The sequence below is a fragment of the Bradyrhizobium guangdongense genome (assembly GCF_004114975.1).
In the GTDB taxonomy this organism is placed as follows: Bacteria; Pseudomonadota; Alphaproteobacteria; order Rhizobiales; family Xanthobacteraceae; genus Bradyrhizobium; species Bradyrhizobium guangdongense.
On record NZ_CP030051.1, the window covers coordinates 4,765,891 to 4,780,584 of the forward strand.

Annotated in this window: 13 protein-coding genes and 1 tRNA gene; 2 read left to right on the top strand and 12 right to left on the bottom strand. The window is 64.6% G+C overall.

Translation table 11 applies throughout. The features are described from left to right. Positions 1-2: 2 nt before the first annotated feature. The 3 genes from X265_RS22960 to X265_RS22970 are packed head-to-tail and all read right to left on the bottom strand — an operon-like array spanning position 3 to position 2,003. The gene (locus X265_RS22960) at positions 3-206 is read right to left on the bottom strand and encodes a hypothetical protein (protein ID WP_128969370.1); all 204 of its coding nucleotides are present in this window, start codon (positions 204-206) and stop codon (positions 3-5) included. Between the two features lie 10 nt (positions 207-216). Further along, positions 217-1,554: a PQQ-dependent sugar dehydrogenase gene (locus X265_RS22965; RefSeq protein WP_164938746.1), complete on the bottom strand. Its 1,338-nt coding sequence runs from the start codon at positions 1,552-1,554 to the stop codon at positions 217-219. Then, a complete protein-coding gene (locus X265_RS22970; protein WP_128966861.1) occupies positions 1,551-2,003 on the bottom strand; it encodes a DUF2231 domain-containing protein in 453 nt (150 codons plus the stop codon). The genes X265_RS22965 and X265_RS22970 overlap by 4 nt, the downstream gene beginning before the upstream one ends. Positions 2,004-2,159: 156 nt before the next feature. Between X265_RS22970 and X265_RS22975 the strand changes: the two genes are divergently transcribed. After that, positions 2,160-3,023: a formate/nitrite transporter family protein gene (locus tag X265_RS22975; RefSeq protein WP_128966862.1), complete on the top strand. Its 864-nt coding sequence runs from the start codon at positions 2,160-2,162 to the stop codon at positions 3,021-3,023. Between the two features lie 38 nt (positions 3,024-3,061). On the opposite strand, the gene fcl is transcribed toward X265_RS22975, so the two are convergent. The 8 genes from fcl to X265_RS23015 all read right to left on the bottom strand — a co-directional run bounded on the left by fcl (position 3,062) and on the right by X265_RS23015 (position 13,433). Then, on the bottom strand, positions 3,062-4,015 hold the full coding sequence (gene fcl / locus X265_RS22980) for a GDP-L-fucose synthase (RefSeq protein ID WP_128966863.1): 954 nt from the start codon (positions 4,013-4,015) through the stop codon (positions 3,062-3,064). Then, a complete protein-coding gene (gmd, locus tag X265_RS22985; protein WP_128966864.1) occupies positions 3,996-5,066 on the bottom strand; it encodes a GDP-mannose 4,6-dehydratase in 1,071 nt (356 codons plus the stop codon). Before gmd ends, fcl begins: the two co-directional genes overlap by 20 nt. A 209-nt stretch (positions 5,067-5,275) precedes the next feature. Continuing rightward, entirely contained in the window at positions 5,276-6,223 is a 948-nt protein-coding gene (locus tag X265_RS22990; RefSeq protein ID WP_128966865.1) for an ABC transporter substrate-binding protein, read from the bottom strand. 146 nt (positions 6,224-6,369) lie between these two features. After that, positions 6,370-7,410 (bottom strand): ABC transporter permease subunit, encoded by a 1,041-nt coding sequence (locus tag X265_RS22995; RefSeq protein WP_128966866.1) that lies wholly within the window; start codon positions 7,408-7,410, stop codon positions 6,370-6,372. Beyond that, positions 7,403-8,926: a sugar ABC transporter ATP-binding protein gene (locus X265_RS23000; protein ID WP_128966867.1), complete on the bottom strand. Its 1,524-nt coding sequence runs from the start codon at positions 8,924-8,926 to the stop codon at positions 7,403-7,405. The genes X265_RS22995 and X265_RS23000 overlap by 8 nt, the downstream gene beginning before the upstream one ends. Before the next feature lie 119 nt (positions 8,927-9,045). Further along, complete coding sequence (xylB, locus tag X265_RS23005) at positions 9,046-10,491, bottom strand: xylulokinase (protein WP_128966868.1); 1,446 nt, start codon at positions 10,489-10,491, stop codon at positions 9,046-9,048. A gap of 151 nt (positions 10,492-10,642) precedes the next feature. Continuing rightward, positions 10,643-10,716 (bottom strand) — tRNA-Gly (locus X265_RS23010). A 323-nt stretch (positions 10,717-11,039) separates the two neighbouring features. Further along, entirely contained in the window at positions 11,040-13,433 is a 2,394-nt protein-coding gene (locus X265_RS23015) for an ATP-binding protein (RefSeq protein WP_128966869.1), read from the bottom strand. Positions 13,434-13,763: 330 nt separating this feature from the next. On the opposite strand from X265_RS23015, the gene X265_RS23020 reads away from it, so the two are divergent. Beyond that, on the top strand, positions 13,764-14,477 hold the full coding sequence (locus X265_RS23020) for a substrate-binding periplasmic protein (protein ID WP_128966870.1): 714 nt from the start codon (positions 13,764-13,766) through the stop codon (positions 14,475-14,477). A 10-nt stretch (positions 14,478-14,487) separates the two neighbouring features. Here X265_RS23020 and X265_RS23025 read toward each other — a convergent pair whose 3' ends face one another. Beyond that, positions 14,488-14,673, bottom strand: coding sequence for a hypothetical protein (locus X265_RS23025; protein ID WP_128966871.1), 186 nt, complete (start codon positions 14,671-14,673; stop codon positions 14,488-14,490). Between the last annotated feature and the right edge of the window lie 21 nt (positions 14,674-14,694).

The following is a 14,694-nucleotide window of genomic DNA, read 5'->3' on the forward strand; positions in this document are numbered from 1 at the left end:
GGCTAGATTCCGAGCGCGTTCTCGCCCGCCTCACGCCCGGGCACGCTGAGATGAATCTCGTGCCCCTGGCGTAGTGCCAGCGAGGCAGCGGCCACCGCGGATTCAAATGCCGCTTCCTTGGTGGCGTATTTGCTTTTGACGTCACCGTCGTGCAGCACGCCCCACTCGTCCTGGACCGGTACGATCGCGTATTGGGCAAGGCCCATCATCCCTCTCCTATCGTTGCGTGACCTGCGGATGCGCGGCCGTCACCCGCCACACCGTATTGCCGCTGTCATCGGCCACCAGCAGCGCGCCTGATTTGTCGATGGCGACGCCGACAGGCCGGCCGCGCGCATGGTTATCCTTGTTGAGGAAACCGGTGACGACGTCCTGCGCGGGGCCGCTCGGCTTGCCGTCGGTGAACGGCACATACACGACCTTGTAGCCGTTCAGAACCTGCCGGTTCCAGCTGCCATGCTCGCCGACGAAGGCGCCGTGCCGATAGGCATCAGGCAGGCTGCTGCCGCTGGAGAACGCAAGCCCGAGCGGGGCGACGTGCGAGCTCAGTGCATAATCCGGCACGATCGCCTTGGCGACCAGATCCGGCCGCTGCGGCTTGACGCGGGGATCGACGTGCTGGCCGTAATAGCTGTAGGGCCAACCATAGAAGCCGCCATCCTTCACCGAGGTCATGTAGTCAGGCACGAGATCGGGCCCGAGTTCGTCGCGCTCGTTCACCACGGTCCACAGCGTGCCGGTCTGCGGCTCGAAGCTGAGACCGTTCGGATTGCGCAGGCCACTGGCAAAGATCCGCCAGCGGCCGCTGGCGCGATCGACCTCGAGGATATCGGCGCGATTGTGCTCGGCCTCCATGCCGTTCTCGGTGATGTTGCTGTTGGAGCCGACGCCCGCATAGAGCTTCGAACCATCGGGGCTCGCCACGAGGCTCTTGGTCCAGTGGTGGTCGATTGGCCCGCCCGGCAGCGGGGTCAGCACCGTGCCCGGCGCAGTGATCTTGGTGTCGCCTTCGGTGTAGGGATATTTGACGATGGCATCGGTATTGGCGACATAGAGATCGTTGCCGACCAGCGCCACGCCGAACGGCGAGTTGAGGTGGTCGAGGAATACGCTCTGCGTATCGGGCACGCCGTCGCCATTGGTATCGCGCAACAATGTGATGCGATTGCTGTCGCCGGTGTCGCCGCCGGAGGTCGCCCAGGATTCGATGAAGCCCATCACGATCTCCTTGGGCCGCTTGATCGCGGCGGCTTTCGGCGCCTTGGACTCGACCACCAGCACGTCGCCGTTGGGCAACACGTAGAGCGAGCGCGGATGCTGCAGGCCGGTCGCGAACGCCTTGGCCTGCAAACCTTGCGCGACATCAGGCGCCTCGTCCTTCTTCCAGCCGACGATGCGGGCGATGTGCATCGGCGGCAACAGATATTGCTTGATATCGGGGAGGACCGGATTGGCGCCGATCTGGGCATTGGGATCGCCGCTGCCGTCATTGCAGCCGGCGAGCAGGCCCAGGAGCGAAACGGACAACAGCGCGCGTGTAGCAAAGGATATCATCGCGCAACTCCCACGCCGTGCCGGTACACCATGGCCCAGCCGAGCCAGCCGGTGACCGGCAGGACAAGCACGGTGAGCACCGAAAGTACGAGCCCCCATGGCCATACCGAAGTCCAGGCGTCGCGCGTGTGAACCAGCGCATTGATGATCGCCAGGATCATCGCCACCACGTTGCCGATCAGATGCGGCCAAGCCGGCGCCTGCGCGCGCACGAGGCGATTGCCAAGGAAGTCGGTCAGGCCGGCGATCGCAGCCAGCACGCCGAAGATGACTCCGACGAGGAGGAGCCAGGCGGAGAAATCCGCCCACATGATCTCGGCGGACACGACATAGGTGATGTCGGTCAAGAGGGCGCCGATGAAGCACGCGATCGGGATCGGCACCAACATCGGATGAATGGGATGACCCGCGATTTGCGCGGTCGAGCGCACGCGCACGATGTCTTGCACTGACGGCCTCGTGTGACTTTTCGTCCTGTCCCTGCGGCCAACTCCTGCTTGCAGTGAAGGTTCCTAGCCTCCCTGCGCTGCACACTCCCACGAGGGTCTAGGAACTGATGGAAATTGGTCGCCTTGAATTCGACCGGCATATTCGGAGACAAACGAGTGGATCAGCCTGACGATGGCGCCTCCTTCAATCCAGCCTCCAAGCTCGACGGCGTCTCGCAACGCCAGACCGAGCAGATCGAATCCCAGAGCCGGCCAAACGCCGCCCTGATCCATGAGACGATCCGCGCCGAGGGCGAACAGGAGCTGGAGCGGCGATGGTGGGCGATCCTGCTGTCCGGCCTCGCTGCTGGCCTTTCGATGGGATTGTCGCTGATCGTGCAGGGCGAGTTTCACGCACTGATCTCGGACGAGGCTACGCGCCGCCTAGTCGATCCACTTGGCTACACCGTCGGTTTCCTGGTCGTGGTGCTGGGACGGCAGCAGCTCTTCACCGAGAACACGCTGACACCGATCCTGCCGCTGTTGCACAACCGGAACCTCGGCACCTTGGGCAGCGTGCTCAAGCTGTGGGCTCTCGTTCTGGTTTCCAACATCACCGGAACCTGGGCAGTTGGATCCGTGCTCGCCCATACCAGCATCTTCGAGCCGCGCATCGTGGACGGCTTCGTCGATCTCAGCCGCCACACCGTCGAGGGGACGTTCACCACGACTCTGGTTCGCGGGATCTTTGCCGGTTGGCTGATCGCCCTGATGGCATGGCTGCTTCCAGCCACCAAGGGATCGCGCGCGCACATCGTCGTGGTGATGACCTATGTGGTCGCGCTCGGCCAGTTCGCGCACATCGTCGCGGGCTCGGTCGAATGCGCCTTCCTGGTGCAAAGCGGCCGGGCGTCATTGGCCCAATATGCCCTGGATTTCTTCCTGCCGACCCTGCTCGGCAACATCCTGGGTGGAACGACCCTCGTCGCTCTGCTGAACTACGGACAGGTCGCCGCCGAAATCGAAGACCACAGGCAATAGATCGAGCAGATAGATTGCTTCTTGAAGGGCTCACGCTATCAGGCAGGCAGCGGCTTTGCCGCAAGGTAGGCCGCATAAGCGAGCCTTAATCCATCGTGAAGCGACGTCGTCGCCCGCCAGCCGAGCTTGTCGAGGCGGCTGATGTCGAGCAGCTTGCGCGGCGTGCCGTCGGGACGCGAGGGGTCGAAGGAGATCTCGCCGCGATAGCCGACGATCTCGGCGACCACGCGCGCGAACTCGGCAATGGCGATGTCCTCGCCGGTGCCGATGTTGATCAGCTCGCTGCCGGAGTAGGTCCTCATCAGGTGCACGCAGGCATCGGCCATGTCGTCGACATAGAGGAACTCGCGCCGGGGCGTGCCGGTGCCCCAGACCGCGACGGTCCTGGCGCCCGATAGCTTCGCCTCGTGAAAGCGCCGGATCAGCGCCGCGACCACATGGCTCAATTCAGGGTGATAATTGTCGCCAGGGCCGTAGAGATTGGTCGGCATCACGCTGATGAAGTCGCTGCCATATTGGCTGCGATAGGCCTCCGCCATCTTGATGCCGGCGATCTTGGCGATGGCATAAGGCTCGTTGGTCGGCTCCAGCGGACCTGACAGCACGGCATCCTCGCGCAGCGGCTGCGGCGCCAGCTTCGGATAGATGCAGGACGAGCCGAGGAACATCAGCTTCTCGGCCCGGTTCAGATGCGCGGCGTGGATCACGTTGGCGGCGATCGCGATGTTGTCGTAGATGAACTCGGCGCGCAGCGTGTTGTTGGCGACGATGCCGCCGACCTTGGCGGCGGCGAGGAAGATCACCTGCGGCCGCATCTTCGCGAACCAGTCGAACACGGCCGCCTGGTTGCAGAGATCGACCTCGCGCCGCTCGACGGTGACGAGATCTACGTTCTCCCGCGCCAGCCGGCGCACAATGGCGCTGCCGACCATGCCGCGATGGCCGGCGACGTAGACGCTCTTGCCCTTCAGCTCAAACGGTACGCTTGCCATTCGCAATGTCCCGTTTGGCCTCGGCCAAGTCGCCCGCCATCATCTCTTCGACGAGCTGCGCAAAGCTCCGCTTCGGTTTCCAGCCGAGCACCTTTTGCGCCTTGCTGGCGTCGCCGACGAGGAGGTCGACCTCGGTTGGGCGGAAATAGGTCGGATCGATCCTCACCACGATCTTGCCGCTCTTGGCATCGACGCCGGTCTCGTCCACACCCTTGCCGCGCCATTCGATGCGGCGGCCGACCTGGGCAAAGGACAGTTCGACCAGCTCGCGGACCGAGCGCGTTTCGCCGGTGGCGAGCACGAAATCGTCGGGCTTGTCGGCCTGCAGGATCATGTGCATGCCCTCGACATAGTCCTTGGCATGGCCCCAATCGCGCTTGGCCTCGAGATTGCCGAGATAGAGCGTCTGCTCCAGCCCAAGCTCGATCCGGGCCACACCGCGGGTGATCTTGCGGGTGACGAAGGTCTCGCCGCGGATCGGGCTCTCATGGTTGAACAGGATGCCGTTGCTCGCAAACATGCCGTAGGCTTCGCGGTAGTTCACCGTGATCCAGTAGCCATAGAGCTTGGCGACGCCATAAGGCGAGCGCGGATAGAACGGCGTGGTCTCCTTCTGCGGGATCTCCTGCACGAGGCCGTAGAGCTCGGAGGTCGAGGCCTGGTAGAACCGCGTCTCCTTCTCCATGCCGAGGATGCGGATCGCCTCCAAAAGGCGCAGCACGCCGATGGCATCGGCGTTGGCGGTGTATTCCGGACTCTCGAAGCTGACGGCGACATGGCTCTGCGCGGCGAGATTGTAGATCTCGGTCGGGCGGATCTGCTGCACCAGGCGGATCAGGTTGGTCGAATCCGTCATGTCGCCGTAATGCATCAGGAACGGCACGTTGCCGACATGCGGGTCCTGGTAGAGGTGATCGACGCGCGCGGTGTTGAACGAGGACGAGCGCCGCTTGATGCCATGCACGACATAGCCGAGCGACAGCAAATGCTCGGCGAGATAAGCCCCGTCCTGCCCGGTCACACCGGTGATGAGAGCGACGCGCTCAGCCATATTCACAAATGCTCCCAAAGTGCCCCAGCGGCTTGTGTCAAGCTCCGGGCAAAACCTGTCCCTTCTCTGACATATCGTCCGGCGGGGTCAACCCACTACGACTCTAATTCTTTTTCCGAGCATTCCCGCGTTGAAGCGAGCGATCCAACAAGCGTCAGGCAAAGGGGGCGGCGACCCATCAGAGGGATCGCCGCCCTTCGCAGTCTGCCCTACTGCGAACGATCCGAGGTCCAGCCTTTGTAGTCCTTGATATTGTCGCGGGTCACGAGCTTCGACGGCAGCAGCTCGACGGTCGAGGCCGGCTTCTGCCCGTTGAGGATGCCGACGCCGATCTGCACGGCGCGCCGCGCCATGAAGAACGGATCCTGCGAGGCTGACGCCTGGATCTGCGGCGATGCCGGATCCTTGAGTGACGCCTCGATGTCAGGCGCACCGTCGACCGAGGTGATGATGATGCCGCTGCGGTTTTGCTGTTTCGCCGCAAGATCGGTGCCGATCGCCTGCGGATCGTTGATGGCGAAGATGGCGTCGATCTTGGCGAAGCGCGTCAGATAGCCTTGCGCAACGGTAAGACCGCCTTCGCGCGAGCCCTTGCCGTCCTGATCGCTGGACAGAACCTTGATGCCCGGATTCTTCCCAAAGACGTTCTTGCAGCCGGTGACGCGGTCGATCACCGCGGAGACCTGCGGTCCGTTCTCGATGATGACGTCGCCTTTGCCGCCGAGCTTGTCGACGATGTACTGACAGGAGATCTCGCCGGCCTGGACGTTGTTGGTGGTCACGGTGGCATCGGCGCCCTCGGCCGCGGTGTCGACCGCGACGACGACGATGCCCGCCGCCTGGGCCTTCTTGATCGCAGGCCCGATCGCCTTGGGATCGCCGGGGTTGAGCAGGATCAGGTCGACGCCGGCGGCGATGAAATTGTCGATTTGCGTCACCTGCTTGCCGAGGTCGTATTCGAAGCCGACGGTGGTGATCTTCACGTTGGGATTGGTCTTCTTGGCCTCGAACTCGGCGCCCTTCGATAGCGCCACGAAGAACGGATTGCCCATCGACCCCAACGAGACGCCGATCGATTTGAGCTCCTTGGCAGAGGACGGCGCGGTGGTCAGGGCGAGCGCCATCGCGGCGCCGGCGAGCGAGATCGTCTTCAACATTTGCTTCCTCCCTGGTCTGTCTTCAAACCCGGCACGGCAGACCAGTTGCCGCAACGGATTTCGCATGACGTCATGATCCCTTCGGGTTCTGACGGAGCCTTCTCAAGTTCTGGCGGAGCCCTTTTCAGGTTCTGGCGGAGCCTCTTTTAGGTTCTGGCGGAGCCTTGCAGCCGATAGCGGTCGAGCGCCACCGCGCCGATGATCACCAGGCCCTTGATCACATATTGCCAGATGTCGGAGACGCCGACGAGGATCAGGCCGTTCGAGAGCACGGCGATGATCAGCGCGCCGATCAGCGTCCCCCAGATCGAACCGATGCCGCCGACGAAAGACGTGCCGCCGAGGATGACTGCGGTGATGGCGTCGAGTTCGTAGCTTTGGCCGAGCTGCAAGCCGTTGGCCGCATAGAGCCGCGCCGCCTGCATGGCGCCGCCTAGTCCCGCCAGCAAGCCCGACACGCCATAGACGAAAATCAGGACGGCCCAGACCTTGATGCCGGCAAGCCGCGCCGCGCTTTCATTGCCGCCGACCGCATAGATGTGCACGCCGAGCACGGTCCGGCGCAGCACGAGCCACGAGACAAAGATGACGAGCAGAGCGATCACCGAGAGCCACGGGATCGATGCGACGCCGGGCACGAGCGTCAGCGAACCGTTGCCGATGAAAGCGTAGGGAATGGACGGATTGAAAACCGTGGTGTCGGCGCCGAGCAGCCGCGCCAGGCCGCGCACGGCGGTGAGCGAGCCCAGCGTGACGATGAAGGGTGGCAGGCGCAAGAGCGCGATCAGCGCGCCGTTGACGACGCCGAATCCGAGGCCGGTGAGGACGGCGACCGGCAGCCACAGCGCGCCCAGTTCCGGCAGTTTCGAAATTGTCAGGCCCGCCATCGCCGAGGCCGCCAGGATCGAGCCGACCGACAGGTCGATGCCGCCGGTGAGAATGACAAAGGTCATGCCGGCAGCGAGCACGGTATTGACGGCCGCCTGCTGGAGGACGATGCCGAGATTCTGACCGGTGAAGAAACGGCCCTCGGACAGAAAATGGAAACCGATGCAGAGGATCAACAGCACCGGCAGCATGCCGAGTGCGCTGATCAGGACCCTCACCCGCTGGCGTTTGGTCTCCGCGGCAGCACCATTGGTCCGCGTCAGTGCGGGCTGGGCCTTCGAGGCAGCATTGTCAGGCATCGAGATGCTCCATCCCAGTGGCAAGCGCCATGATGTCTTCCTGTGTCAATGGCGAAGCCGGGCCGCGTACGACCTCACCCGCGATGAGCCCTGACCGCATCACCAGGACGCGGTCGCAGATGCCGATGATTTCAGGCAGATCGGACGAGATGACGAGGATCGCGGTGCCGACCTTGGCGAGATTGTCGATGATCGAATAGATCTCCGATTTGGCGCCGACGTCGACGCCGCGCGTCGGCTCATCCAGGATCAGGACCTTTGGCGCAATGGCGAGAAGCCGCGACAACAGCAGCTTCTGCTGGTTGCCGCCGGAGAGACCACCTGCGGGCGCGCCGACATTGGCGGCGCGGATGCTGAGCCCTACGAAAGCCCTGTCCGCGCGCTCGCGCGCCTTGTCGCGGTCCAGGAACCAGCCGAGCTTGGCATCGCGCCCCAGCACCGCGAGATTGATGTTGTCCAGGCACGACATGTCGAGAAACAGACCGAGCGCCTTCCGGTCCTCGGTCAGATAGGCAATGCCCGCCTCGAGCGCTTCGCCGGGCGTGCGGATGTCGATTGGCTGGCCCTCGAGTTCCAGACGGCCCGAGATCTTCGGGGCGGCGCCGATGATCAGTTGCGCAAGCTCGGTGCGGCCGGCCCCGATCAGGCCGGCAAGCCCCACCACCTCGCCCGCGTGCACCGTGAGCGAGCAGCCCTTGACGCGCCGCCCGTCGGCCATGTCGATCGCGGTGAGCACGGGATGTCCCTTCCCGGCATTGGGATCATGGTCCTTCTTGTAGAAAGACGAGACGTCGCGCCCGACCATCATGCGGACGATGGCGTCGGCGCGGATGTCCTGCTTGTCGAGCGAGCCGACCAGACGGCCGTCGCGCAGCACGGTCACGCGGTCGCCGAGCGCATAGACCTCGTCCATGCGGTGCGAGATGTAGATGATGGCGAGTCCCTCGGCGCGGAGCTGACGGATCAGCGCAAACAACCGCTCGCTCTCGCCGGCTGACAGCGCGGTGGTCGGCTCGTCCATGATCAGGATTTTCGATCGCGCGTGCAGCGCGCGCGCGATCTCGACAAGCTGACGCTGGCCCATCGAGAGATGGGCCACCAAGGTCGACGGCAGGAAGTCCGCCCCCAGCCGCTCCAGGATCGGACCAACGCCCTCGCGCATGGCGCCCCGTGCCAGCAAACCTGAACGCGAGATCTCGCGGCCGAGATAAATATTCTCCGCAACGCTCAAATTGGGGGCCAAAGACAGTTCCTGATAGATGATCGAGATGCCGGCGGCACGGCCGCCGAGCGGACCTTCGATCCGCACCGGCTTGCCCTCGATGCGGATTTCTCCACCCGGATCCGGCCGGTAGGCACCCGACAGGATCTTCATGAGGGTCGATTTGCCCGCCCCGTTCTCGCCCATCAAGGCGTGAACCTCGCCGGCATAGACCGTCAGGTCAACCGCGCGCAGCGCCTTGATGCCGAAAAAGGATTTTGAAACTCCCCGCATCTCGAGGATCGGATCGCTCATCGTGCCTCCCCCGCACAATGCATTTCCATGTCCGCCTTTCGTTTGCGGTCCGCACATTAAACAAAAGGCCGCAGCACAGGGCAACAGCGAACAGACAGAAATGCAGACGCAAAGCGATGCTAGTGGCGCGGCCGATACAGTTCGCGCCAGGCGGGACGCCGCGCCGCATACGCGTTAACCAGCGCGCGATCAGGCTCGAGAGTTTCGACGCGGCGCGGTGGCGTGCAGACGGATTCGATTGCCTCACCGGTGACAGCAAGCCGCCCCAATCTTGCCGCACCGAACGCGGCGCCAGTTTCCCCGTCGGCGAAACGATGGATCGGAATATTCAGGATGTTGGCAAGCACTGCCAGCCAGAACCGCGATCGCGACCCGCCGCCGATGACGTCAGCTTCCGTCACCGCGATGCCGGCATCACCGAGCGCGTCCCGGCAATCGGCGAGCGCGAAGGCAACGCCTTCCAGCACGGCCTGCACGATCGCCGTGCGATCGGTGCCGTGGCTCAAACCGTCGAGCATGCCGCGCACGATGGGATCGTCGTGAGGTGTTCGCTCGCCCGCGAGATAAGGCAAAAAGTTTACCGGAGACGGCGCCTGCGGGCTCGCTCCCAACGGCGCCAGCAGCTCGGCTTCAGAGACCCCGAACAGGCGCGCGGCCCAGGCCAGACAGGAGGCCGCCGAGAGGATCGCACCGGCCTCAATCCACATGCCGGGGATGGCGTGGCAGAATGTGTGGACCACACGGTCGGGATTGGCGGCGATGTGGTCGCTCGGCGCCAGCAACGCGCCAGAGGTCCCCAGCGAGATGAACGCCGTGCCCGGCTTGATCGCGCCGATACCGATGGCACCTGCGGGATTGTCGCCGGCGCCGCCCGCGATCATCGGCCGCCGAACCATGCCCCAGCGCTGCGCTAGCTCGCCGCGCAGCCTGGCCGCAGGCGCGCACCCTTCGACCAGGCGCGGCATGTGCGCGCGCGACAGGCCGGTCGCGGCCAACGCCGCATCCGACCAATCTCGGCGCGCAGCGTCGAGCCACAGCGATCCGGAAGCGTCCGAGACGTCCTCGATCGCCTCGCCTGACAGCACCAGGCGGAGATACGCCTTGGGCATCAGGACGCGTCGCGTTGCCGCAAAGATCTCGGGCTCGTGCGTGGCGATCCAGAGCAGCTTGGGCGCCGTGAAACCGGGCATCGCCTTGTTGCCGGTCGTCGCACGCAAGGCAGGCCAGCGCTGCTCCAGAAGGCGGCACTCCGCGGCGGAGCGCCCGTCATTCCAGAGAATGCAAGGCCGGAGCGGCGTGTCGCTCGCATCGAGCAGCGTCGCACCATGCATCTGGCCGGACAACCCGATGCCTTCGACCGCCGCCAGCTCTTGTCCGTGCGACGCCCTCAAGGCGTCGAGCGTCGCAAAGGTCGCCGCGATCCACTGCGCAGGATCCTGCTCGAAATAGCCCGATCGCGGCGAGTCGATCGTCAATGCCCGGCTCTCGCTTGCAATCACGCGCTGGACGCCGTCGACGAGAACCGTCTTGACCGCGGAGGTGCCGAGATCGATGCCGAGATACATGGCGGAAGTCTCCGAGGTTCAGCGGCACCGGCGACGCGATGCACTCATCTTCATCCCGTGAGTCGCCCCCCCGGGTGAAGCAAGCTGACCGCAGATATTGCGTGATGAAAACCCTGCCGCAAGCAACGGGATGCGAGGGCACTGAGACGGCTGGAGCGGGTGAAGGGAATCGAACCCTCGTATTCAGCTTGGAAGGCTGCTGCTCTACCATTGAGCTACACCCGCGACAGGGGCTCCCTAACACGGCCGGGCGGCGGTCTCAACTGCTGCGGACCGGCCTTTCCCGCTTCGCGGATGGGCTTATTCCCGCTTTCGGGCACGCCCCCTTAACGGCGAGGCGGTCTGGCCCTATATTGAGTGTCCCGAAACCAACGAAAGGAGGTGATCCAGTGTCTTATCTCAAGCGCTGTCACCTCGCTGGGATCGCCCGCTAAGCACTATTGAGGCTTGGCATCGGGGCGGTTCCAGCCCTGGACCAGCGAGCAAGAAATCGGGCGCGACGGGGTTCTCCCGCCGCGCCTTTTCTTTGCTCCGGTATCGCGCGCCGCTCAGGCGGGCCCCTCGCCCGCGAGCATCTCCCGGATCTTCTGCGACAGGTCCGCCTTCCTGTAGGGCTTGCGAAGCAGCGCCACGCCGGGATCGAGATGCCCCTCGTGGACAATGGTGTTGTCGGTATAACCTGACGTGTAGAGCACCCGCACGTCCGGCCGGCGGAGCCTGATAGCCTCGGCCAATTCCCGCCCGTTCATGCCGCCGGGCATGATGATGTCGGTGAACAGGAGATCGAAAGTCGCGCCCTGATCGACCAGCGCAAGCGCGGCTGCGCCGTCGCCGGCGGTGAGCGTGCGATAGCCGAGGCTGCCGAGCTGGGCGATGACGTAGCCCTGCACCAGCGGATCGTCCTCCACCACGAGGATGGTCTCGTGCCCGCGCGCCGGCGCCTGGGCCTGAACCGGCCCGGACCTCGCCGCCGCCCCGCCCGCCGATTGCGGCAGGAACAACCGCACCACCGTGCCGCGCCCCTCCTCGCTCTCGATCGCGACGGTGCCGCCGGTCTGCTTGGCGAAACCGTAGACCATGCTGAGGCCGAGCCCGGTGCCGCGGCCGACCCCCTTGGTGGTGAAGAACGGCTCGAACACGCGATCGCGAATGTCGGCCGGAATGCCGCGGCCGGTGTCGGAGATGGCCAGCATGACGTAGGAGCCGGAATCGCCGTCGCCGCTGCCGCCGAGCTCCCGGTTTGCGGTCTCGAGCGTGAGCCTGCCGCCATCCGGCATCGCATCGCGGGCATTGACGGCGAGATTGACGATCGCCGACGAAAGCTGCGACGGGTCGGCCATCGCCGGCCACGCATCGTCGGCAAGCCGGGTCACGATCTCGACGTGCTCGCCGAGGATCGGCCGCAACAGCTTCGCCGTCTCGACCACGAGGGCATTGACGTCGATCTCGCGCGGCTCCAGCGGCTGGCGCCGCGCGAAGGTCAGGAGCTGCGAGGTGATCTCGGCGCCGCGCGAGGCCGCATCGTCGATCAGCTGGGCGATCGCTGCGAGCTGGGGCTTGTCCGCAAGCTCCTCCTTGATGATCTCGATGGTCCCGGTGATGACGGTCAGCACGTTGTTGAAGTCGTGCGCGACGCCGCCGGTGAGCTGGCCGATCGCGTCCATCTTCTGGGACTGGCGAAGCCGCTCCTCGGTCTCGTGCTGCGCGGTGAGATCGGTGGCCGAGCCGCGATAGCCCAGGAAGCGGCCGTCGGCGTCGAAGACAGGCTTGCCGTTGACGCTAAAATGATGCATCCGCCCGGTGGTGTCGCGCCCACGATACTCGAACTTCCGGAACGGCTCGTGACGGTCGAGCGTCGCCATGTGCGCGCGCCACTTCTCGGACTCGGTCTCGCGGTCGAGCGCGGTATCGATGCGCCGCGTGCCGATCCGTATCTTGGGATCCATGCCGAAGGCGATCACCCGGTCGGAGAGGTAGGTGAAGCAGTGGTCCGGCCCGGTCTCCCAGAACCAATCGGATGCGGTCTCCGCATAATCGCGGAAACGCTCCTCGCTCGCGCGTGCGTCCGCTTCGGCTCGCCGGCGGATGGTCAGGTCGCGCTCGAGATTGGCATTGGCCTCGCGCAACTCGCCATAGGCCCGCTCGAGGTTCGTGCACATGGCGTTGAAAGCCTCGATCACCTTGTCCAGTTCGTCGGGGTGGTGGGGCGGCCGTCGCTCCAGATGCAACGGCGGCGGCGGCCTCGCCAGGCTGTATTTGCTGACGAACTCGGCGATGGCGACCAGATGCCGCGTCACCAGAAAATGGAACATGTAGATGATGAACAGCGAGACGACGAACGTTTTTGCCGCCTGGGTTGCCAGGATGACCAGCGCGCGGTGCAGCAATTGCTGGTAGACATCGCTCAGCGTCGCCTCGACATGGAGCACGCCGATGGTACGCGCGCTCCCTTGCACGGTATAGGTCAGCGGATAGTCGCGCGTCACGACCGAGCGGCTCCTTCGCTCACCAACGGCGACACGGATGGGATTGGGGCGATCGGCAATCTCGCGGACCTCGGCGGCGCGGATATCGGGCAACCGCAGGATGCCGTCGAGCTGGAGCTTGAGCTGGTTCTGGTCGAGATTCCACAGACTCTCGCCGAGGCTCGCGGTGGTGCTGCGGCCGACCTCCTCGAGCCGCGTCTCGATCAGACCGACTTCGCGATCGTAGTCCAGATAGAGCTGGAGTGCGGTCAGCGTCAGGGTCACGATCGAGGAGAACAGCAGTACGGCGGCAAGCAGGCGCGGCCCGATGCCGCTGCGCGACCAGTTGAAGATCCGCGACAGCAGCGCCGCGAGCATCGTGGGCGTGAAGGTGGCTCCGATGCCGGTCAGATGCTTCGCAGCCGCCGGCGCAACAGCACGGCCGCGATCGGGATTCTTCTCACCTGCGTTGCCCATGCATCCCATCCCCGAATATGGCGACACCCTCTCCGGCCAGCCGGTCAACCACGCACAATTCGGCGGTTTGATACTCCCTCAGCGCGCGATGCGCGCTGCAATCCTGTCGGCCCTTGGGCGCTCTGAGGTCGGCGGGGTCATATCTTGCGCCCAGCAGCAGGATATCAGCGCAAACTACCATCTCGCGTGCTAGAATGACATCGGTGAAAATCCGGAGTCGCTCGCATGCGGGCGACTCGGTGGCCTTTGTGACTCCGCGCGGCTGCCATCTTCGGTAGATCGCTCGAACATCCGAAGCCAGTGGTAGCGAGCACCGACCAGAGAGGGGCCATGTGGCGGATACTCGTCATCTGCCTGTCGCTGTGCATAGCAGGCTCGTCTTCCGCGCAGTCGGTGATCCGCCTGGCGCGGATCGCCGACATCCCGGATCAATATGTCGGCGGCGAGATGCTGCGGGCCGTCTACGCCAAGCTGAACATCAGGCTCGAATTCGAGGACGTGCCCGGCAAGCGGGCGCTGGCGCTGTCGAGCGCCGGCGAGGTCGACGGCGAAATCCAGCGGATCGGAACGCTGTCTCGCGACTATCCGACGCTGCTGCAGGTCACGCCGGCGATCAACTACATCGAACCCGCGGTGTTCACCACCAGGCTCCATTTCGACGTGGATGGCTGGAATTCGATCAGGACCTACAGCATCGGCATCGTCCGCGGTGTCGGCTCGTCGGAAGCCGGCACGCGCGGCATGGACCGCGTCACGGCAACCACGAGCCTCGAGAGCCTGATCAAGATGCTCGATGCCGATCGTTTCGACGTGATGGTCACCGATCTCTTCAGCGGGCTGGCCGCGGTCCGCAAGCTCAATCTTCAGACCAGGATCTATCCGCTCTCCCCGCCGCTCGAGCGCATCAGCATCTACCATTATTTGCACGAGCGCCACCGCGACCTCGTGCCGAAGGTTGGACAGGTGATCGCGCAGATGGAAGCCAGCGGCGAGCTCGCGGCACTACGCGAGGCGCTCGTCAAGCAGGTCCTGAGCACGCGGTGATGAGGCCAACTCAGAAACCGAATATGGCGAGCACCGACGGGCGCTTGCCGCGGCGGCTTTCGACGATGCGCTCCCCGCCGCTCTCGGCGGAGTTGCCGTAATAGCGGTGATGGCCCGCCTGATCATGCAGATCGGCTGGCTCCGACTTCCCCGCCCGCCGTGCATCGCAAATGATCTTGATGGTATGACCCGACATTGCCGCCTCCGATGAGATTCG

What these genes read in the sequence shown, in the direction of transcription:
- X265_RS22960 (WP_128969370.1), bottom strand. Translation starts at nt 206, where the DNA reads ATGGGCCTTGCCCAATACGCGATCGTACCGGTCCAGGACGAGTGGGGC.
- X265_RS22965 (WP_164938746.1), bottom strand. Translation starts at nt 1,554, where the DNA reads ATGATATCCTTTGCTACACGCGCGCTGTTGTCCGTTTCGCTCCTGGGC.
- fcl (WP_128966863.1), bottom strand. Translation starts at nt 4,015, where the DNA reads ATGGCAAGCGTACCGTTTGAGCTGAAGGGCAAGAGCGTCTACGTCGCC.
- gmd (WP_128966864.1), bottom strand. Translation starts at nt 5,066, where the DNA reads ATGGCTGAGCGCGTCGCTCTCATCACCGGTGTGACCGGGCAGGACGGG.
- X265_RS22990 (WP_128966865.1), bottom strand. Translation starts at nt 6,223, where the DNA reads ATGTTGAAGACGATCTCGCTCGCCGGCGCCGCGATGGCGCTCGCCCTG.
- X265_RS22995 (WP_128966866.1), bottom strand. Translation starts at nt 7,410, where the DNA reads ATGCCTGACAATGCTGCCTCGAAGGCCCAGCCCGCACTGACGCGGACC.
- X265_RS23000 (WP_128966867.1), bottom strand. Translation starts at nt 8,926, where the DNA reads ATGAGCGATCCGATCCTCGAGATGCGGGGAGTTTCAAAATCCTTTTTC.
- xylB (WP_128966868.1), bottom strand. Translation starts at nt 10,491, where the DNA reads ATGTATCTCGGCATCGATCTCGGCACCTCCGCGGTCAAGACGGTTCTC.
- X265_RS23015 (WP_128966869.1), bottom strand. Translation starts at nt 13,433, where the DNA reads ATGGGCAACGCAGGTGAGAAGAATCCCGATCGCGGCCGTGCTGTTGCG.
- X265_RS23020 (WP_128966870.1), top strand. Translation starts at nt 13,764, where the DNA reads ATGTGGCGGATACTCGTCATCTGCCTGTCGCTGTGCATAGCAGGCTCG.
- X265_RS23025 (WP_128966871.1), bottom strand. Translation starts at nt 14,673, where the DNA reads ATGTCGGGTCATACCATCAAGATCATTTGCGATGCACGGCGGGCGGGG.